At 72.2% G+C, this 18,510-nt stretch carries 15 protein-coding genes; 6 read left to right on the top strand and 9 right to left on the bottom strand.

All coding sequences use genetic code 11. The features are described 5' to 3' along the window. The first annotated feature begins 99 nt into the window (after nt 1-99). Both ACZ7L4_RS21965 and ACZ7L4_RS21960 read left to right on the top strand, forming a co-directional pair. Nucleotides 100-1,404: a PspC domain-containing protein gene (locus tag ACZ7L4_RS21965; protein ID WP_472104766.1), complete on the top strand. Its 1,305-nt coding sequence runs from the start codon at nt 100-102 to the stop codon at nt 1,402-1,404. Next, nucleotides 1,394-1,633, top strand: a complete 240-nt coding sequence (locus ACZ7L4_RS21960; RefSeq protein WP_472104764.1) for a hypothetical protein — start codon at nt 1,394-1,396, stop codon at nt 1,631-1,633. The genes ACZ7L4_RS21965 and ACZ7L4_RS21960 overlap by 11 nt, the downstream gene beginning before the upstream one ends. A 13-nt stretch (nt 1,634-1,646) precedes the next feature. Here ACZ7L4_RS21960 and ACZ7L4_RS21955 read toward each other — a convergent pair whose 3' ends face one another. Further along, nucleotides 1,647-2,171 (bottom strand): DoxX family protein, encoded by a 525-nt coding sequence (locus ACZ7L4_RS21955; RefSeq protein WP_472104762.1) that lies wholly within the window; start codon nt 2,169-2,171, stop codon nt 1,647-1,649. 91 nt (nt 2,172-2,262) lie between these two features. Beyond that, nucleotides 2,263-3,534: a hypothetical protein gene (locus ACZ7L4_RS21950; RefSeq protein ID WP_472104760.1), complete on the bottom strand. Its 1,272-nt coding sequence runs from the start codon at nt 3,532-3,534 to the stop codon at nt 2,263-2,265. Nucleotides 3,535-3,684: 150 nt separating this feature from the next. On the opposite strand from ACZ7L4_RS21950, the gene ACZ7L4_RS21945 reads away from it, so the two are divergent. After that, nucleotides 3,685-4,545 (top strand): DUF4429 domain-containing protein, encoded by an 861-nt coding sequence (locus ACZ7L4_RS21945; RefSeq protein ID WP_472104759.1) that lies wholly within the window; start codon nt 3,685-3,687, stop codon nt 4,543-4,545. Between the two features lie 20 nt (nt 4,546-4,565). On the opposite strand, the gene ACZ7L4_RS21940 is transcribed toward ACZ7L4_RS21945, so the two are convergent. Further along, on the bottom strand, nt 4,566-5,357 hold the full coding sequence (locus ACZ7L4_RS21940; RefSeq protein WP_472104757.1) for a class II aldolase/adducin family protein: 792 nt from the start codon (nt 5,355-5,357) through the stop codon (nt 4,566-4,568). Between the two features lie 118 nt (nt 5,358-5,475). Between ACZ7L4_RS21940 and ACZ7L4_RS21935 the strand changes: the two genes are divergently transcribed. After that, nucleotides 5,476-5,964: a pyridoxamine 5'-phosphate oxidase family protein gene (locus ACZ7L4_RS21935; RefSeq protein ID WP_472104755.1), complete on the top strand. Its 489-nt coding sequence runs from the start codon at nt 5,476-5,478 to the stop codon at nt 5,962-5,964. A 74-nt stretch (nt 5,965-6,038) separates the two neighbouring features. Here ACZ7L4_RS21935 and guaA read toward each other — a convergent pair whose 3' ends face one another. Beyond that, nucleotides 6,039-7,619: a glutamine-hydrolyzing GMP synthase gene (gene guaA, locus ACZ7L4_RS21930; protein WP_450809807.1), complete on the bottom strand. Its 1,581-nt coding sequence runs from the start codon at nt 7,617-7,619 to the stop codon at nt 6,039-6,041. Nucleotides 7,620-7,951: 332 nt separating this feature from the next. On the opposite strand from guaA, the gene ACZ7L4_RS21925 reads away from it, so the two are divergent. Next, complete coding sequence (locus ACZ7L4_RS21925) at nt 7,952-8,218, top strand: chorismate mutase (protein ID WP_472104752.1); 267 nt, start codon at nt 7,952-7,954, stop codon at nt 8,216-8,218. A 335-nt stretch (nt 8,219-8,553) separates the two neighbouring features. Then, nucleotides 8,554-9,549, top strand: a complete 996-nt coding sequence (locus tag ACZ7L4_RS21920) for an LAETG motif-containing sortase-dependent surface protein (RefSeq protein WP_472104750.1) — start codon at nt 8,554-8,556, stop codon at nt 9,547-9,549. 79 nt (nt 9,550-9,628) lie between these two features. Here the strand turns inward: ACZ7L4_RS21920 and ACZ7L4_RS21915 are convergent, their stop codons facing one another. The 5 genes from ACZ7L4_RS21915 to ACZ7L4_RS21895 all read right to left on the bottom strand — a co-directional run bounded on the left by ACZ7L4_RS21915 (nt 9,629) and on the right by ACZ7L4_RS21895 (nt 18,497). Continuing rightward, on the bottom strand, nt 9,629-11,422 hold the full coding sequence (locus tag ACZ7L4_RS21915; RefSeq protein WP_472104748.1) for a GMC family oxidoreductase N-terminal domain-containing protein: 1,794 nt from the start codon (nt 11,420-11,422) through the stop codon (nt 9,629-9,631). A gap of 44 nt (nt 11,423-11,466) precedes the next feature. Then, nucleotides 11,467-13,095: a succinic semialdehyde dehydrogenase gene (locus ACZ7L4_RS21910; protein WP_472104746.1), complete on the bottom strand. Its 1,629-nt coding sequence runs from the start codon at nt 13,093-13,095 to the stop codon at nt 11,467-11,469. A gap of 131 nt (nt 13,096-13,226) precedes the next feature. Next, complete coding sequence (locus ACZ7L4_RS21905; RefSeq protein WP_472104744.1) at nt 13,227-14,879, bottom strand: serine/threonine-protein kinase; 1,653 nt, start codon at nt 14,877-14,879, stop codon at nt 13,227-13,229. Between the two features lie 69 nt (nt 14,880-14,948). After that, entirely contained in the window at nt 14,949-16,541 is a 1,593-nt protein-coding gene (locus ACZ7L4_RS21900) for a serine/threonine-protein kinase (protein WP_472104742.1), read from the bottom strand. Nucleotides 16,542-16,859: 318 nt separating this feature from the next. Then, a complete protein-coding gene (locus ACZ7L4_RS21895; RefSeq protein WP_472105636.1) occupies nt 16,860-18,497 on the bottom strand; it encodes a serine/threonine-protein kinase in 1,638 nt (545 codons plus the stop codon). Nucleotides 18,498-18,510: the final 13 nt, after the last annotated feature.

The raw sequence follows: 18,510 nt of genomic DNA, 5'->3' as shown, positions 1-18,510 counted from the left end.
CGCGGCCGCGGCGGGCGCGGGCGGCTCAGGGACGATCTCAGGGTTCGGCCAGGGTTGTCCCGACTGCCGTCGGCGGGCCCCGGCCGTCACGATGTACGTATGACGGAGCAGCCTCTCGACGCACCCCCCGAAGACGCCCGGTCGCCGCGGCCGTTGCGCGGCTTCCGCAGGGACCGGCGGTACAAGACGCTGGGCGGGGTGTGCGCGGGGCTCGGCCGGCACTGCGACATGGACCCGGTGATCTTCCGCATCGGCCTGTCGGTGCTCTCGGTGACCGGCGGCGTCGGGCTGATCTTCTACGGCTTCGCGTGGCTGTTCGCGCCGTACGACGACGAGGAGGAGAACGAATTCCGCAAGCTCCTCACGGGGCGGGTGGACGGGCCCGGCCTCGCCGCGATCGTCACCGCGCTCGTCGGCTGCGGGGTGTTCCTCTCCATGCTCAACAACGGCGGCGCGCTGACCTTCGCCGTCGTGCTCGCCCTGCTGCTCGCCGGGGCCGGCTACTGGTCGCAGGCGCGGCGCACCGCCGATCCGGACCCGGTGGCGGCCCAGGCCGTCGCGGACGCGCCGCCGGAGGCGCAGGCGCCGCCGGTCGCGCGCGCTCCTTCCTGGTGGCGCGACCCGATCGTGAAGGACGGCACGCACGAGGGCGGCACCGGTTACCTCTGGGGCCCGCCGGGCGCCGAGGAGCGCCCCGCCGCGGCCCGGCACGGCTCCTGGCGCGGACCCGTCGCCGCCCGTCCGGCCGCGCCGCCGCAGCCGACCGGACCGCGCGGCATCGGCGCGCTGACGTTCCTCGGCGCGCTGATCGCGGGCGGCATCGGCACCGGTGTGACGTGGGACGAGCGCACGCTCGCCGAGAGCCTGCAGACCGGACTCGCCTGCGCGCTGGCCGTGTTCGGCCTGGGCATCGCGGTGAGCGCCTTCCGGGGCCGCACCGGGGTCGGCTCGATCCTCCTCGCGCTGATCACGGCGGGCCTGCTCACGGCGTCCGCCGCGCTGCCCGCGAACATCAGCACGCAGTGGGCCCGCACCGACTGGACGCCGGCGCGCGCCGCGGACGTGCGGCCGAACTACGAACTGGGCTCGGGCGTCGGCACGCTCGACCTCTCCAAGGTGTCGGTGGCCAAGGGCAGGACCCTCGCCACACATGTGGAGGTGGGCGCGGGCAAGGTGCGGATCGTGCTGCCCGCGGACGAGACGGCGCGGCTGCGCGCGGAGGTCGGCGTAGGGGACATCAAGCTGCCTGGCGACCCCAGCCGGGACGTGGACGTACGCCCGGACCAGCAGCAGACCGTCACGCTGGCGCCGCCGGGCGTCAAGGACGGCGCCAAGGCCTCCGGCACGATCGAGTTGCATGTCGAGGTCGGGCTCGGACAGGTGGAGGTGGACCGTGCGGCGTGAATTCCATCCGGGGCGGCTGGTCGCGGGTCTGGTCCTGATGGCGACGGCGGTCGTCTACTTCGGGGACGCGGTGGGCGAGTGGCGGGTGCCGTGGTTTGTCGGGGTTCCGTTGGTGTGCGGGGGGCTGTGCCTGGCGGCGGTCGTCGGGATGGTTCGGCGCATGACGGCGTTGCGCTCCCGGGGCGCTGCCCCGGACCCCGCTGCTCAATCGCCGCAGGGGCTCAAATGAACAACCCGCCGCCTCAATACTCGGACGCCCTGAACCTCCGGCCCCGCCACCAGGAATCGATCGACCACACCGCCGCCCCCGCCAAGACCAGTGGCAGCCACGCCATCAGGTACGCCAGATCGTTCCCGAGGTAGTACGGCTCCGTCGCCCAGCTGACCGTCAGCCACAGGCTCAGCGAGATCAGCGCGCCGCCGACCGCCGCGAGCCGCGCGAGGACGCCGAGCAGCGTGCCGATCCCGACCGCCAGCTCGCCGAAGGCGATCGCGTAGCCGAACCCGGCGGGCGACTTCAGGGCGAGGTCGACGAGCTCCGGGATCGCGGAGGTGTCCCGCACGCCCCGCATCTGGTCGCCGATCGAGCCGCCCCCACTGGCCTTGAAGAACGCGCTGTCGGTGAGCTTGTCGAGGGAGGCGTAGATGAACGTGACGCCGAGGAAGACGCGCAGCGGCACGAGCGCGTACCGCTGGGCGGTGTCGCGCCAGCCTCCCGTCGGGGGGCCGTAGTTCGTGGTCAGGTCGGATCGCATGCTGTGCGCCATAGCCGCTCCGCCGCCTCTCGCGCCTGGTGTCTTTACCTGACCATACGTACGAGAGCCCGCCCCGGCTCAGTACTGGGGCCGATCGGCCGCTTCAGTCGACCACGTCGATGCCGCACCGGTTCGTCTCGACGCCCGCCGCGGTGATCACCTGCACCTCGACCCGCCCCGGCTCCACGTCGACCGGGACCGGCACGGTGAGCAGCGCGTCGGTCGGGTTGGTGAAGCCGCCGGGCACCGGGACGAGCGGCACATGGACGTGGACCGGGCCGATGCGCACGGCGACCCGCGCGAGCTGGTCCACGGTGCTCGCGCCGGGCGGCACGAACCCGGAGCCGCGGATCTCGATGTCGTCGCCGGTGCGGATCGGCGCGTCCAGGTCGCCGGCCTCCCGCGCCCGCACCACGGAGAGGATCGCCGGCCGGCCGCCCTCGGCGTACTTGCCGGCGAGGTACGTCGCAGCGGAGACGGCCACCAGTACGGCGAGCGACCACGGCAGGTCCGGCAGCTGGTCGGGGCGGCGCGCGAGGCGGACGACCGCCCAGACGACGGCGGCCGCGCCCACGGCGACGTACTGGATGTCGGTGAAGCTGCCGCGCCCGGAGTCGTCGGTGAGCAGGTCGGCGGCGCGCGGCCGCGGCGCCCGCAGCTTCTGCAGCCGCTGCCCGCCGACACGGACCCCCACCACACGCCGCACCAGGACGGCCACCGCGCACACCACCGCGAGCACCGTCAACAGGCCCGCTCCGCGCGCGAGTTCGAGCCCGTCGATGAGCGCGTCACGCCGCGCGGGCCCCGAGGCGAGCGCCAGCTCACCGGCGAGGACGAGGACCGCGTACAGAGTCGGAAGGAGTACGGCGCATGCCACCGCGCGCGAGGTCGAGAGCCGGTTGTCCTCGCCGATCAGCGGCGCGAGAACGCCGCCGCGCGCCCGGTGCAGATATCCGGCGAGGCTGAGCGCCCCCGCCACCACCAGCGCGGCCACGAGTCCCGCCGTGCGGGCGGCGGTCCAGCCGGCGCCGATCGCGGTGAGCGACTGGCCGATGAGGAGCGCGCCCACGCCGCCCCACACCACGTACAGCGTGCGCGGCCACAGCGTGCTGAACCAGGCCACGCCCTCCTCGCGCCCGCGGTCGGCCATCGCCCGCGCGGACTGCGTGAGTTCGTCGGAGATCCACTGCCGGGACGCCCCGGCCGAGTGCGCGACGGCCGCGGGCAGACCCTGGCCCGCCGCCAACTCGTCGCGCTTCGCGGCGAATCGGGCGACGGCCCTGCGGTGCCCCTCGCGCGCCCCCCGCGGACAGTCGCCGCAGGTGCAGCCGCCCTCGTGCGCCGTCCGGTCGTTCCGCGCTTCCTGCACCGCCACCGCAGCCGCCCCACCCTCGTCAACTTCCGTGCCTTGAAGGCGAATTGTGCCGCACGCCGGGGGCGTGACGTCGCACGGGCTCACCCCTCCCGGGTGAATGGCTTTGACCTGCATTGACCGGAGTGTTGACGTCGCTGCGAGAATTTCCGTATGGCCGAGATCATCCAGCGTGACGGAACCTGGGCCTTCGACGGGACCACGGTCCGCATCACCCCAGGTCTGCACCGGTCGGTCGCCCTGCTGCGGCAGACGTACGGCGAGATCGACGTGCCGCTCACCGCCGTTTCCGGCGTGGCCTACGAGCCCGAGCGCAAGCGCGGCCGGCTCCGCCTCACCCTGCGCGAGGCCGCGGACCCGCTGCTCCAGGCCACCGGCGGCCGCCTCCCGGACACCGCAGACCCGTACCGGCTCACGGTCGACGCGGACCGCTCCGGCGTCGCCGAGTACGTCGCCGAGGAGATCCGCCAGGCCCTGCTGCTCGAACAACTCCCGCCGGGGCCCGCCGACTCGTACCTCGTCCCGGGCCCCGCCGTGCCGGTCTCGGTGCGCTCCAGCGACGGTCTCGTCTCGTTCGACGGCAGCCGGGTCCGCATCGACTGGAGCGAGACCTCGGACCGCGTGAAGCGCGCCACGGGCCCGCGCGTCATCGCGCTCGACGACCTCGACGAGGTGGAGTGGGTCCCCAACTCCGGCTACGAGGACGGGGTGCTGCGCTTCGTCCCCAAGGGCAGCCCGTACTCCAAGCTGCCGCCGGAGAAGGACCCGTACGCCCTCGACCTGTGGGGCAACTCCCGCAAGGACCTGCTGACCGCCCTCGTCGCCGCGGCGGTCACCGCCCGGCTCCCGCACCCCTCGGCGCCCCGCGGCACCCCGGCGCTGCTCCCCCGGCGGGCCGACCACGACGTCCTCCTGCGGCGGCTGCGGGAGCTGGGCGAGCTGCACCGCCAGGACGTGCTCACGGACGAGGAGTTCGCGATGACGAAGCGGGTGGTGCTGCGCGACTTCCGCTGATCATCCGCACATCAGGAGCCTCAGGACAGCAGCTCGGGCTCGCTGCGCGTGATGTCCTGCCACAGGCTCTGGTAGTTGATCCAGGCCACGAGGTCGGCGCCCGTCTGCTCGCGGGTCGCCAGCGCCTGACGCCGGTCGAGCAGCACCGGACGGCCCGCCGAGCGCGCCGCCAACTGCACCTCGCAGGCCCGCTCCAGGGCGATGAACCACCAGGCGGCCGCGTCCACCGAGTCGCCCACCGTGAGCAGCCCGTGGTTGCGCAGCACGAGCGCCTTGTTCGAGCCGAGGGCGACGGCGATCCGCTTGCCCTCCTCCGGGTCCACGCCGACGCCCGTGTACTCGTCGAGCAGCGCGTGGTCCTCGTAGAACGCGCAGGCCTCCTGCGTGATCGGCTCGACCAGCTCGCCGAGCGCGGCCACGGCACGGCCGTACGTGGAGTGGCAGTGCGCGACCGCGACCACCTCGGGGCGGGCCCGGTGCACCGCGACGTGCGTGGTGAAGGCGGCCTGGTTGACGTGGAAGCGGCCGTCCACGACCTGCCCGTCCCCGTTCGCGAGGACGAGATCGCTCACCGCGACGTGCTTGAAGGGCACGCCGAACGGGTTGACCCAGTAGCAGTCGTCGTACTCCGGGTCGCGGGCGGTGATGTGCCCGGAGACCCCTTCCTCGTAGCCGAACCGTCCGAAGACGCGCAGGGCGCCCGCCAGCCGCTCCTTGCGGTACCTGCGCTCGTCGGCGTGGTTGTCGTGCTGCGGCGGCATCGCGAACTGGAGCTGGTCGTGGGGTATCGGGGCGGGGTTCTGCGTCGACATGGTGCGGAAGGTACCTCCGTGACCCGCAAGGTGACAGGGCCGATGTGTGAAAAGAATGCGGCGAAACGCGCGGGGATACCGGACAGGAGACGTCGGGGTTGCGCGCGAGACTCGCTCCATGACGTCGACCGCGGCCACCTGGGCCGCCTTCACCGAAGCCGAACCGGACCTCGCCAAGACCGTCGAGGACCGCTTCGGGCAGCACACCCACCACGTCCTGGCCACACTCCGCAAGGACGGCTCGCCGCGCACCAGCGGCCTCGAGGTCCGGTTCCTGGACGGGGAGTTCTGGCTCGGCATGATGCCCGGCTCGCTCAAGGCCCGCGACCTGCTGCGCGATCCGCGGTTCGCGATCCAGGCGAACCCGGGCGAGGGCCAGACGATGGGCGGCGGCGACGTGCGCATCAGCGGCCGGGCGCACCTGGTCGAGGACCCGGCGACCGTCGCCCGCTACACCGACCGGGTCGAGGTCCCCGACCCGGGCTCCTTCCACCTGTTCCGCACGGAGATCACCGAGGTCACCAGGACGTACGTCGAGGACGACACGTACCTGGTGGTGCGCGTCTGGACGCCGGGCGAGGGGATCCGGGTCATGAAGCGCACGTGAGCGGAAGCGTGCGTACGCGAAAGTGCCGCCCACCCGAAGGCGGACGGCACTCTCACACGGTCACGGCGTGGGGACTACTCCCACTCGATGGTGCCCGGGGGCTTCGACGTCACGTCGAGCACGACCCGGTTGACGTCCTTGACCTCGTTCGTGATCCGCGTCGAGATCTTCGAGAGCACGTCGTACGGCATCCGTGTCCAGTCCGCCGTCATGGCGTCCTCGGAGGAGACGGGGCGCAGGACGATCGGGTGGCCGTACGTGCGGCCGTCGCCCTGGACGCCGACGCTGCGGACGTCCGCGAGCAGGACGACCGGGCACTGCCAGATCTCGCGGTCGAGGCCGGCCGTGGTCAGCTCCTCGCGGGCGATGGCGTCGGCCTCGCGGAGCAGGTCCAGGCGGTCCTTGGTGACCTCGCCGACGATGCGGATGCCGAGCCCGGGGCCGGGGAACGGCTGGCGCTGGACGATCTCGTCCGGCAGGCCGAGCTCGGCGCCGACGGCGCGAACCTCGTCCTTGAACAGCTGGCGCAGCGGCTCGACGAGCTCGAACTCGATGTCGTCGGGCAGACCGCCGACGTTGTGGTGCGACTTGATGTTCGCGGTGCCGGTGCCGCCGCCGGACTCGACGACGTCCGGGTAGAGCGTGCCCTGCACGAGGAACGCGACCTCGGGGCCGTCCTCCTGGAGGATCTCCAGCTGCGCCTGCTCGAAGACGCGGATGAACTCCCGGCCGATGATCTTGCGCTTCTCCTCGGGGTCGGAGACCCCGGCGAGCGCCTTCAGGAACCGCTCGCTCGCGTCGACGACCTTCAGCTTCGCGCCGGTCGCGGCGACGAAGTCCTTCTCGACCTGCTCGGTCTCGCCCTTGCGCATCAGGCCGTGGTCGACGTACACGCAGGTCAGCTGGGAGCCGATGGCCTTCTGCACGAGGGCAGCGGCGACCGCGGAGTCCACGCCGCCGGACAGACCGCAGATCGCGCGCTTGTCGCCGACCTGGGCGCGGATCGCGGCGACCTGCTCCTCGACGATGCTGCCGGTCGTCCAGCTCGGCTCGATGCCGGCGCCGCGGTACAGGAAGTGCTCCAGGACCTGCTGGCCGTGCGTCGAGTGCATGACCTCGGGGTGGTACTGGACCCCGTACAGCTTCTTCTCGTCGTTCTCGAAGGCGGCGACCGGTACGACGTCCGTGGACGCGGTGACGGTGAAGCCCTCGGGCGCCGCGGAGCAGGCGTCGCCGTGCGACATCCACACGGGCTGCTCGGCGGGCGTGCCCTCGAAGAGCGTCGAGTCGCCCTTCGACACGGTCAGCGGGGTGCGGCCGTACTCACGGGCGCCGTTGTCGTCGACGGTGCCGCCGAGGGCCGTGGCCATCAGCTGGAAGCCGTAGCACATGCCGAAGACGGGGACGCCGGCGTCGAAGATCGCGCGGTCCAGGCGCGGGGCGCCCTCCGCGTAGACCGACGAGGGGCCGCCGGAGAGGATGATCGCCGCCGGGTTCTTGGCGAGCATCTCCTCGACCGGCATGGTCGACGGGACGATCTCGCTGTAGACCCGGGCCTCACGGACGCGGCGGGCGATGAGCTGGGCGTACTGCGCACCGAAGTCGACGACCAGGACGGTGTCGGGGGCGGCGGCAGCGGAAGTCGCTGATGACACGGGTTGCCTTCCGGCGGCTTAGCAGGGGGTCGTGTGGCCGATTCTACCGGGTACGTCACCCGTGGTCGGCGTCGCGGGGCTCTGCCCCGGACCCCGCTGCTCAATCGCCGCAGGGGCTTGAATTGCCGGAACCGCTGATAAGGTGCGCCCCATGCTCACGCACACGACCTTCCGCTTTACCTATGGCAGCCGGCCCGCCGGATGCCATGGTCGTGCTGCTTGAGCCACTGACAAGCCACTTCACCAGGCGCCCCGGGCCGACAAGGTCCGGGGCGTCTGGCGTTTCCGGGGCTTGCCGGTCCGGGGCTCCCCCACCACACCGAGGAGCCCTCATGACCGCCACGACCGAGAACACCACCACCGAGGTCATCTCCGGCGCCCGCGAGCGCATCGACGCGCTCGACGACCGGATCATCGGCCTCGTCCAGGAACGGATGGCCGTCTCCGCCGTCGTGCAGGAGGCGCGGATCGCGTCGGGCGGGCGGCGGGTGAACCTCTCGCGCGAGAACGAGGTGCTCGGCCGCTACAGGGACGCCCTCGGCAAGCCCGGCACCTCCCTCGCCATGACGCTGCTCGAACTGTGCCGGGGCCGGGTCTGACCAGCGGTGTCTGCGGGGGCACCTCAGTTCGGTTGCGTCCTCACCCATACGGCGCGTGACCCGTTGGCACAGGCTTCGTTGGTCCCGGTGTCCGTGCCAGCCAGGGGCGGGCCAACCGAACCACGCGTGGCTCCGCTGGAGCGTTGAGACGTATCGGTCATGCCGTACGTCGTGGGACCTCGCTCCAGACAAGTGACCGGACGGCAGGGGACAGCAGCCCGGTCACACCAGAGAACGGTCGGCCTCGGGGACGCCCGGGGCCGACCGGCCTCAGTACAACCCTTTCTCGCCATCGCGGGTCACTTCAGCGGAATCTCCCAGCCTCTGAGGACCCGATGAAACTTCGACGCGCACTGGCGTCGGCGGCCGCGGCCGCCGCGCTCGCCCCGCTCGCCCTGTTGTCCGCCCCGGCCGCCTTCGCGGACGGGGCACCCATGGACACCACGACCGCCACCGAGACCGCCTCGCCGAGCCCTTCGGTGAGCGCGTCGCCGAGCACCTCGCCGAGCCCGTCCGCGTCGGCCACCACCGCACCGCCCGCCCCCGCCACGTCGACGCCCGAGGCTCCGCGGGCGAAGAAGGCGGACGGCGAGAAGACCGGTGGGACCGAGCCGACCGACGAGTGCACCGCGGGCGAGGACAGCCCCGGCACCCTCGCCGAGCTGCGCGGACTTCCGTCGAAGATCGTCGCGGGGTCCGGCTGGCACGACTTCACGTTCCGCGTCACGAACATGACCGACCAGCCCTTCGCCTCGTCCCGGGCGCAGGTGTACGCGTTCTCCTTCGCGTACGAGGACGAGTCGGACACCAGCCGGTATCTGCGCCTGCAGTGGTTCGACGGGACCGCGTGGCGGAACCTCGACAACAACGTCGAGCACGACGCGTCGTTCCCGGCCTCGGGGCCCCTCGCGCGTGGTGCGCACTCCGACGTGCGGCTGCGGATCTCGGTCGACGCGAAGACCCCGGCGGGCGCCGGTGCCGGGCTCGCCCTCGCGGTGAGCGTGGACCCCGAGGGCGTCTGCGGTTCCAGCGTGCCCGAGGACGCGTACTGGGACTTCGACATCCTCGCCGCCGGTGCCTCGCCGGGCCAGGTGCCGCCGGCCGGTGGTCACACGGGTTCCCCGACCGGTTCGCCGAAGCCCTCGGCCACGGCCTCCGCCTCCAGCGCCCCGTCGCCGCAGGCGAGCAGCACCCCGGTCGACGGATCGCTCGCCTCGACCGGGGCGGGCTCCACGCTTCCGGTGTTCGGCGCGGCCGCCGGTGTCGCCGTCGTGGCGGGCGGCGGGGTCATGTACGCCGTGCGTCGCCGCAAGGTGAGCAACGAGGCGTAGTCGTCCGTACGTACAAGAAGGGCCCGCACTCGGAGGGGGAGTGCGGGCCCTTCTCGTATCGCTCGTGCCACCGCGAGGGTCAGCTGGACTGCAGCGGCTCCTTCTTCGGCGGCACCTCGGGCACCGCCAGGAGCGGGAGCTTCAGGGCGCCGAAGGCCTCCGCCGGGACCGCCGGGTTCTTCGGCTCGACGGGCGCGAGCCGCCGGTACGCCGAGCCGATCTCCGGGCGGGTGTCCTCCTCGCCCTTGTTCGGCCAGTACGACAGGGCCCGCTCGGCCTGCGCCGTGATCGTCAGGGACGGGTTCACGCCGAGGTTGGCGGTGACGGAGGCGCCGTCGACGACCGAGATGCCGGGGTGGCCGTAGACCCGGTGGTAGGCGTCGATCACGCCGGTCTCGGCCGAGTCGCCGATCGGGCAGCCGCCCAGGAAGTGGGCGGTGAGCGGGGTGCCCACCAGTTCACCGATGTTGGAGCCCGCGAAGCCGTTGATCTCGGCCGCGATGGCCGACGCGCCCTCCGTCGCCGCCTTGATCTGCTTCGGGTTGGGGGCGCCGTGGCCCTGCCGCGCGGTGAGCAGTCCCTTGCCGACGCCGCCCGGCTTCAGGTACGTGGTCAGCGAGTTGTCGAGGGACTGCATGACGAGGCCGATGATGGTCTTCTCCGACCAGCGGCGGTTGGAGAGCGAGCGGGCCAGCTGGGTGGGGTGCTTGACCACGTTCGCCAGCCAGGCCGCCACCCTCGACGAACCCTCCACGTAGGGAACCTGGAGGATCGACAGGCCGCCCATCGAGTTCGAGCCCTTGCCGTAGCGGACCGGCTCGATGTGCGTGTTCTCGTCCGGGTGGATCGAGGACGTGATCGCGACGCCCTTGGTGAAGTCGACCTTCGCGACGCCGTGCTTTTGCTTGTAGCGCCGGTTCGTGGTCTGCGAGCCGACCAGGGCCTCGGAGTTGGTGCGGGTCAGCTCGCCCAACCGCTCGGACAGGTGCGGCAGTTGGCCGTTCGCCTTCATGCGGTGCAGGAGGGTCTGGGTGCCGTACGTACCGGCCGCGACGATGACCTTCGGCGCGGTGAAGGTGCGCCCCTTCGCCTTCTTGTCGTCCGTGGGCAGCGTCGCGACCGCGTAGCCGCCGCGCGAGTCGTCGGTCACCGAGACGACCGAGGTCAGCGGGTGGACGACCGCGCCCGCCTTTTCGGCGAGGTACAGGTAGTTCTCGTTGAGGGTGTTCTTCGCGCCGTGGCGGCAGCCCGTCATGCACTCGCCGCACTCGGTGCAGGCCTTGCGGGCGGGGCCCGCGCCGCCGAAGTACGGGTCCTCGACCTGTGTGCCGGGGGCCGCCCTCGACTCGCCCTCGGCGTCCTTGCCGTCGCCGAAGAAGACGCCGACCGGGGCGAGATGGAAGGTGTCGCCGATGCCCATCGACTGGGCCGCCGCCTTCAGGTGCACGTCGGCGGGGCTCATCGTCGGGTTGAGCCGGACGCCGAGCATGCGCTGGGCCTGGTCGTAGTACGGCTTCAGCTCGTCCTGCCAGTCCGTGATGTGCGCCCACTGCGGGTCGTCGAAGAACTGCTTCGGCGGCACGTAGAGGGTGTTGGCGTAGTTCAGCGAACCGCCGCCGACGCCCGCGCCTGCCAGGACCATGACATTCCCGAGCAGGTGGATGCGCTGGATGCCGTACATGCCGAGCTTGGGAGCCCAGAGGTAGTTCTTCAGGTCCCAGGAGTTCTTGGGGAGGGTCTCGGGGGTGAAGCGGCGACCCGCTTCGAGGACTCCGACCTTGTAGCCCTTCTCGGCCAGGCGGAGGGCGGACACGGATCCGCCGAAGCCGGAGCCGATGATCACCACGTCGTAGTCGTAGCCGTCCTGCGTCACGTGTGCGTTCTCCTTTGAACTTTGAACGGTGGGGCGGCCGTTGGCTACTTCAGGCGGAACTTCTTCATCACCGACAGGCTCACACTCATGAACTTCGCGTACGCCTCGTCGTCCATGCCGAAGGACGGGGCCATCGGCATGACGCGCTGGTGGGCGACCGTCTGGGCCTCGGTGTACTTGAGGATGCCCTCGGAGCCGTGCCGGCGGCCGAGCCCCGACTCCTTCATGCCGCCCATGGGCGACTGCACGCTGCCGTACGCGGGCGCGTACCCCTCGTTGATGTTGACGGTGCCGGTGCGCAGGCGGGCCGCGACCTCGTGGCCGCGCCTGGCGTTCTTCGTCCAGACCGAGGAGTTCAGGCCGTACGGCGTGGAGTTGGCGAGCGAGACCGCCTCGTCCTCGTCGCCGAAGCGGTAGATGGAGACGACCGGGCCGAAGGTCTCCTCGTTGCAGACCGCCATCGGGGCCTCGACGCCGTCCAGGATCGTCGGCTCGAAGAAGTACGGGCCGATGTCGGGGCGCGCGACGCCGCCCGCGACGAGCGTGGCGCCCTTCGCGACGGCCTCGTCGACGTGCCGCGTCACGGTCTCCAGCTGCCGCTCCCCGACGAGCGAGCCCATCTCCGCGCCGTACGCGAGGGAGCGGCCGAGCCGCATGCCCTTGGTGCGGGCGGCGAACCGGGCCACGAACTCGTCGGCGATCGACTCGTGGACGTAGAGCCGCTCGATGGAGATGCACAGCTGGCCCGCGGAGGAGAAGCAGGCGCGGACGGCGCCCGCCGCGGCCTTCTCCACGTCGGCGTCCTCCAGGACCAGCATCGCGTTCTTGCCACCGAGTTCGAGGGAGACCCCGACGAGGCGGGCGGCGGCGCCCTGCGCGACCTCGCGGCCTGTGCGGGTGGAGCCGGTGAACGAGACGTAGTCGGCGTGCTTGACCAGCTCGGGGCCGACGACCGGGCCCTCGCCGAGGACGACCTGGAAGACCTCGGACGGCAGGCCCGCCTCGATCAGCAGGTCGCGCGCCCACAGGGCGGTCAGGCAGGTCTCCGTGTCGGGCTTCATGACGACCGCGTTGCCCGCGACGAAGGCGGGGAGCGCGTCGCCGACGGAGAGTTCGAGCGGGTAGTTCCACGGCGCGATCTGGCCGACGACGCCGCGCGGCTGGCGCAGCTCCGTCACCTTGGTGAGCGTCGGCACCGCGCCCGTGTGCCCCTTGGGCTTCAGGTACGCGGGGGCCTTGCGGCCGTAGTGCCGGGAGGCGACCGCGACGGCCTGCACCTCCTCGTGCGCGTGCAGGCGGGCCTTGCCGGTCTCCAGCTGGATCAGGTCGAGCACCTCGGCCTGGCGGGCAAGCACCAGGTCGTGGAAGCGCAGCAGCACGGCGGCGCGCTTGCGGACCGGGGTCTTCGCCCAGACCTCCTGCGCGGCGCGGGCCCGCTCGAAGGCGGTGGCCACGTCCTCGGGCGTCGACTCCGGCAGATCGGCGAGCTTCTCACCGGTGAACGGCGTGTGGTTCGCCGTCCGACCCGAGCCGACCACGTCCTTCGTGAGGCGGGCGATGAGATCGGGCGTCACGACGTCGGCGGCCGTGCGGGCGCCCTCGGGGGCGGCCGCGACCGGGTTCGTGCGGGTCTTCTCTGCTGCGTGCTCGGGGGTGGCCTGCGACTGCGTCATGCGGCGAGCGTATGTCCGGGCGTCCGCTTTCGGTACCCGTCGGTAACAGGTTTCACCGACTGCACACACCGCGCCAGTGATCGCTGGCAGCAAAGCCGCTGATCAGGGCTTTGCCGCCAACGAACGCGAGTTCAGAGCTTCTTGAGCCCCAGGTTGGCGATGGCACCCTTGGCGACCTCGCGACCGCGCTCGGTGAAGTCGCCCTTGCCCGGATAGTCGACCCACAGCCGGTACATGTCCCCGGCCTTGGTCTTGTAGTAGAACGCCTTGGCCTCGCGCGGCACGTCCTTGTCGAAGTCCGTGCCGATGCTCCGCACGCCGTACGTGATCGTGTTCAGCGCGGCGTCGCGGTCCTGGTACGTGACGTTGGGGTCCGTCCTGCTGGTGCTCTCGGAGTCGCTCGACATCGACACCCCGGCGCCGCTGAACGTGCCGCCCTTGATGTCCTCGGAGTCCTTGGACGCCTCGGCATCGGCCGTGCTCGCGATGTCGGAGACCTCTTCCTTGTGGTCCCAGCGCGCCACGTTCACGGTGATCGCGCCGCTCGGGTCCGCGTACGTCATCACGGACTTGTCGTCCTCGTCCGGGATCGGGACGTACGAGGCCGGCAGTCCGACGGTCGCGTCCAGCGGCGCCCCCGCCTCGAACTCCTTCCAGCCGTCGGGCAGCGGGCCCGCGAACGGCTTCGCGAGGACCAGGTACGCCGCGACGGCCGCCACCACGACGCCCGCGCCGATGCCGAGCAGGGCCTTGCGGCCGAGCCGCAGACCGCCCTGCGCGGAGCCGATCCGGACGACCTGGGTGGGTGCCTGCACGGGCGGCTCGGCGGCCTTCTCGAGGAGGACGCGCACCTGCGCTGCGTTCGGCCTGTGCGCCGGGTCCTTCTGCAGCAGGCCGTTGATGGCGTCGGCCAGCGGGCCCTGCGCGGCGGCGGGCGCGGCCGGTGTCGCGTTGAGCACGGACTGGAGGGTTGCGGGCGTGTTGTTGCGGCGGAACGGGGACACGCCTTCGGTCGCCGCGTACAGGACGACGCCCAGCGACCACAGGTCGGACGCGGGGCCGGGGCGCTGGCCGAGGACCCGCTCCGGGGCGATGAACTCGGGCGAGCCGACGAAGCCGCCGGTGTCGGTCAGATTCGTCTCGCCCTCGATCTGGGCGATGCCGAAGTCCGTGAGGATCACGCGGTCGTGGCGGCCGAGCATCACGTTGTCCGGCTTCACGTCGCGGTGCAGGATCCCCGCGGCGTGCGCGGCCTCCAGGGCGCCGAGCACCTCCAGGCCGATGCGGGCGGCCTCGCGGACGCCGAGCGTGCCCTCCTGGAGGACGGCGCCGAGCGAGCGGCCCTGCACGAACTCCATGACGATCCACGGCCGACCGTCCTCCACGGCCACGTCGTGCACGTTCACGACCGACGGGTGGTCGAGCCGGGCCGCGGCGCGGGCCTCGCGGCGCATCCGCTCGAAGGCGTTGGCCCGCTCCCGCTCCGGCAGGTGGTCGGGCAGGCGCGGCTCCTTCACCGCCACCTCGCGGTCCACCGTCTCGTCCTTCGCCCGCCACACCGTGCCCATGCCGCCGTGGCCCAGCTTGCTCAGCAGCCGGTAGCGCCCGGCAACGAGGCGGCCGGCGCCCGGGTCCTGCTGCCGCTCGGTCGCGACCTGCGCGGGGCTCTGCGCGGGGCCTGCGTAGGGGTTGCCCGGGTGCGGCACGTGCGGCTGCTGCGGCGGCTGCAGGGCGAAGCTGGTGGGATCGTTCGGGCCGTGTGCGGGTCCCCCGTTGTCACTCATGGGTCCATCAGTACCGCGCGGGAGACGTGTGGTTCCACCGCGGTCACGGAGTTGTGACCACGCTGATGCTCACCGCCCGGCCACCGCGAAGGTGTCCACCGCCGCGTCGAAGTGGGCGCGTGCCCTCGCGGTGTCGCCGACGGGGGCCGAGACCCACACGTCGTACATCCGGCCGCCCTCCTCCCAGCACAGGTCGACGGTGCGCCGGGCGCCCTCCGCGGCGCTGAACCCGTCCCAGGTGAACTCCCACAGCGCGGCGTCGTGGCCGTTGTGCGAGGTGTCGGTGACCTTGGAGTCGCGGTAGCCCGGATTGTTCCTCGGCCCGGCGGCGTCGGAGCGCCGCTGCACGGCGCCGGGGCCGCCGCCGTCCGCGGCGTCCGTCCTGATCCCGATGCGGTAGGTCCCGCCGGGCGACATGTAGAAGATCCGCGGCCCGTCCACGGAGCGCGTGTACCCCTCGGGCACGGCGAGCCGGAAGCCCTCGGGGTCCGTGACCGTGCGATAGCCCTGCGGGGCCCCGGCGTCGGGTGTACGGGTGCCCGGCCGGGTCACGGTGACGGTCGAGGTCGGCGAGGCGGAGGGCGACGGCGTACGGGTCGAGGCGGAGACGGTGGTCGTCGGCGGTGGCGCGGGCGTCTTGCCGTTGTCCCCCGCCAGCAGCACCGCGGTGGCGATCCCGGCCCCCGCGAGCGCGGCCACGAGCGCCGCCGCGACGAGCAGTGCCCGGGTCGAGACGACCCGCCTGCGCCGCTCCGTCGGCACGTTGAGCTCCGTCGGCGTGTAGAGCACCCGTGGCACGAGCGGGAGGGGCGGCGCGGGCTGCGGCGTCGCCCCCGTGGCGATGTACGCGCGCAGCAGCCGCTCGGCCTCGTCCAGGTCCATCCGGCGCACGGGGTCCCGCTCCAGCAGGCCGCGGACCACCGGGAGCAGCGGCTCGGCCTCCTCGGGCGGTCTTATGTCCTCGTAGACGACGGCGTGCAGGATGCCGCCCAACGAGTCGCGGCGGAACGGGGACTCACCGCTCATCGCCGCGCACAGCAGCGCCCCGAGCGACCACAGGTCGGCCCCGGCCCCGGCCCGCTCCCCCGCCATCCGCTCCGGGGCCGTGTATTCCGGCGAGCCGACGAAGCCGCCGGTCTCGGTGAGCGTGGTGGCCCCCTCGACCTGGGCGATCCCGAAGTCGGTGAGGACGACACGGCCCGTCGAGCTCTCCAGGAGTACGTTCGCGGGCTTCAGGTCCCGGTGCAGCACGCCCGCGGCATGGGCGACGCGCAGCGCGCCGAGCAGCGCGAGCCCGATCCGCGCGGCCTCCAGCGGCTCGACGGGACCTTCCCTGGCGATCCGGTCGGCGAGCGAATCCCCATTGACCAGGTCCATCACTATGTACGGGTGCCCCTCGTACAGCACCACGTCGTGCACGACGATCACGTTCGCGTGCTGCAACTGGGCCACGGCCCGCGCCTCGCGCAGCATCCGCTCCCGCTGCTGCTGCGCCTCTTCGTCGGAGAGGGTCTCGTCGACGGCGAGCTCCTTGACGGCGACCTGCCGCCCGAGCAAGGTGTCGGAGGACCGCCAGACAACACCCATGCCCCCGCGACCAATTCTGGCCTCCAGCCGGTAACGCCCGGCGATCACCCGGGTGTTGTCCCCCTCGGTCCCCATGCGCCCCATCATGCCGCACGGGTGTACGGACCGAGTCCTCGCTTCCGGTCAGGGCGGTACCGGCGCAGGACTAGCTTCCTTCGATCATGTGCGCGTAGCCGCAGGCGTCGCCGACACCGTCGTACGTAACCGTGGTGCGCGCGGCAAGAGCTCTCTTCACTCGCATCAACGTCAGGCACCCCGTTTTCTCAGCTCGAAGCGCGCCCAACGGCTCGCCCGAGCGCACTCATGCGGTCGGCCACAAGGAGATCATTCGGGGGCCGTACGGGTCACAGACATGCGCAACCATGGCCTGATCTTCACGGTCGGGCGGCGGCGCTACTGTGCCTGCGGCTCCCGCCAGCCGCGCAGGATCGCGTTGAAGGTCTCACGGGTCCCGCTCCCGTTCCACTTCTCCGCCGGGACCGCCAGGTAGATCGCGTACTCCGTGCCGTCGTCGGCCCGGTAGGTCTCCTCCATGGCGTGCCGGGGGCCGGACGACGCGTCGTTCGTCCCGGCCCTCCAGGTGAACTCCCAGCGCGAACCGTGCTGGTCCCGGAACGTGTTGGCGTTCAGGCTCACCCGCTGATAGCCGGGCAGCGTGCGCCGCAGGGTCTTCTCCAGGTCCAGCTGGTGCTGGTACGAGTCCTGCCAGTCGGTCTGCTCGTCGATGGCGATGCGGACGAACGTCTGCCCGCCGTCCGGCGAGTAGTCGATCTGGTTGCTGTCCGCCTGCCGCTGCCAACCGGGCGGCAGCATCAGACTGAAGCCCTCGGCCCCGTCGACGCGCTTCCAATTGGCGGGAACGGAACCGGACTTGGCAGGCCCCGTCGACTCCTTGCCCGACCCGTCCTTGCCCGAGCCCTTCCGCTGCGCGCCGCCCTGGTCGTACGTGGCCTCCGTCCCGGTGCTGCGGTGCTCGGCGTAGTACAGCGCGGCGAACGCGCCTCCGCCACCGACGAGCGCGGCGGCGAGGACGACGGCGAGCGCCTTCGGCCAGCGCCGCGCCTTGGTGGTGGACGCGGGGGCCTGGGCGAAGCCCGGGGGTGTCACGGTCGTGGTGGCGGCCGTGCTCATCGGTGTCGGCGGAGGTGGTGTGAAGCCGGTCGGCTGGGCGGGGATGTGGACCTGGGTCGGGACGTAGGCCTGGGCCGCGTTCGCGCGGCGGCCCTCCGCCGCCTCGGCGAGCATCGCCTCCGCCGCGTCGGCGTCCGGGCGCGCGGCCGGGTCCTTGCTGAGCAGGGCGGATATGACGGGCCCGATCGCCCCGACGTTCTCCAGGGCCTCCGGCTCGTCCTCCACGACGGCCTGCATCGTGGCGATCGGCGACGTCCGCCGGAAGGGGGAGAGCCCCTCCACCGCGGTGTAGAGCGTCGCGCCCAACGCCCACAGGTCCGCCGCGGGCCCGAAGTCGGACCCCCGCACCCGCTCGGGCGCGAGGTAGTCCACGGAGCCGACTATCTCGCCGGTCCGCGTGATGGTGGTGTCGCCCTCGACCTGCGCGATGCCGAAGTCCGTCAGCTTCACCTGGCCGTTGCTCGCGAGCAGCACATTGCCCGGCTTCACGTCCCGATGCAGCACCCCCGCGGTGTGCGCGGCCCGCAGCGCCCGCAGCGTCCACAGGCCGATCCGGGCGGCCTCGGCGGGGTCGACGCGCCCGTCCTCCTTGACCGCGTCGGCGAGCGAGCGCCCCTCGACCAGCTCCATGACGATCCACGGCCGGTCGTCGTGTTCCAGCACGTCGTGCACGGTGACGACGGCGGGGTGGTTGATCCGGGCGGCGGCACGCGCCTCCGTCTGCGTACGGGCGAGCAGGACGGCCCGGTCGGCCTCGGCGACCCACTGGGCGGCCGTCAGCTCCTTCACGGCGACGACGCGGTGCAGCACCTCGTCGTGGGCGCGCCACACCCGGCCCATGCCGCCGCGCCCTATGGATTCACCGAGCCGATACCGGCCGGCGAGAACCTCGCCCTGCATCTGATTCACGTTT

This window comes from Streptomyces sp. NPDC107575 (assembly GCF_055657265.1).
The sequence above is the reverse complement of the archived record's forward strand: the minus strand, read 5'-3'. Positions and strand labels throughout refer to the sequence as shown.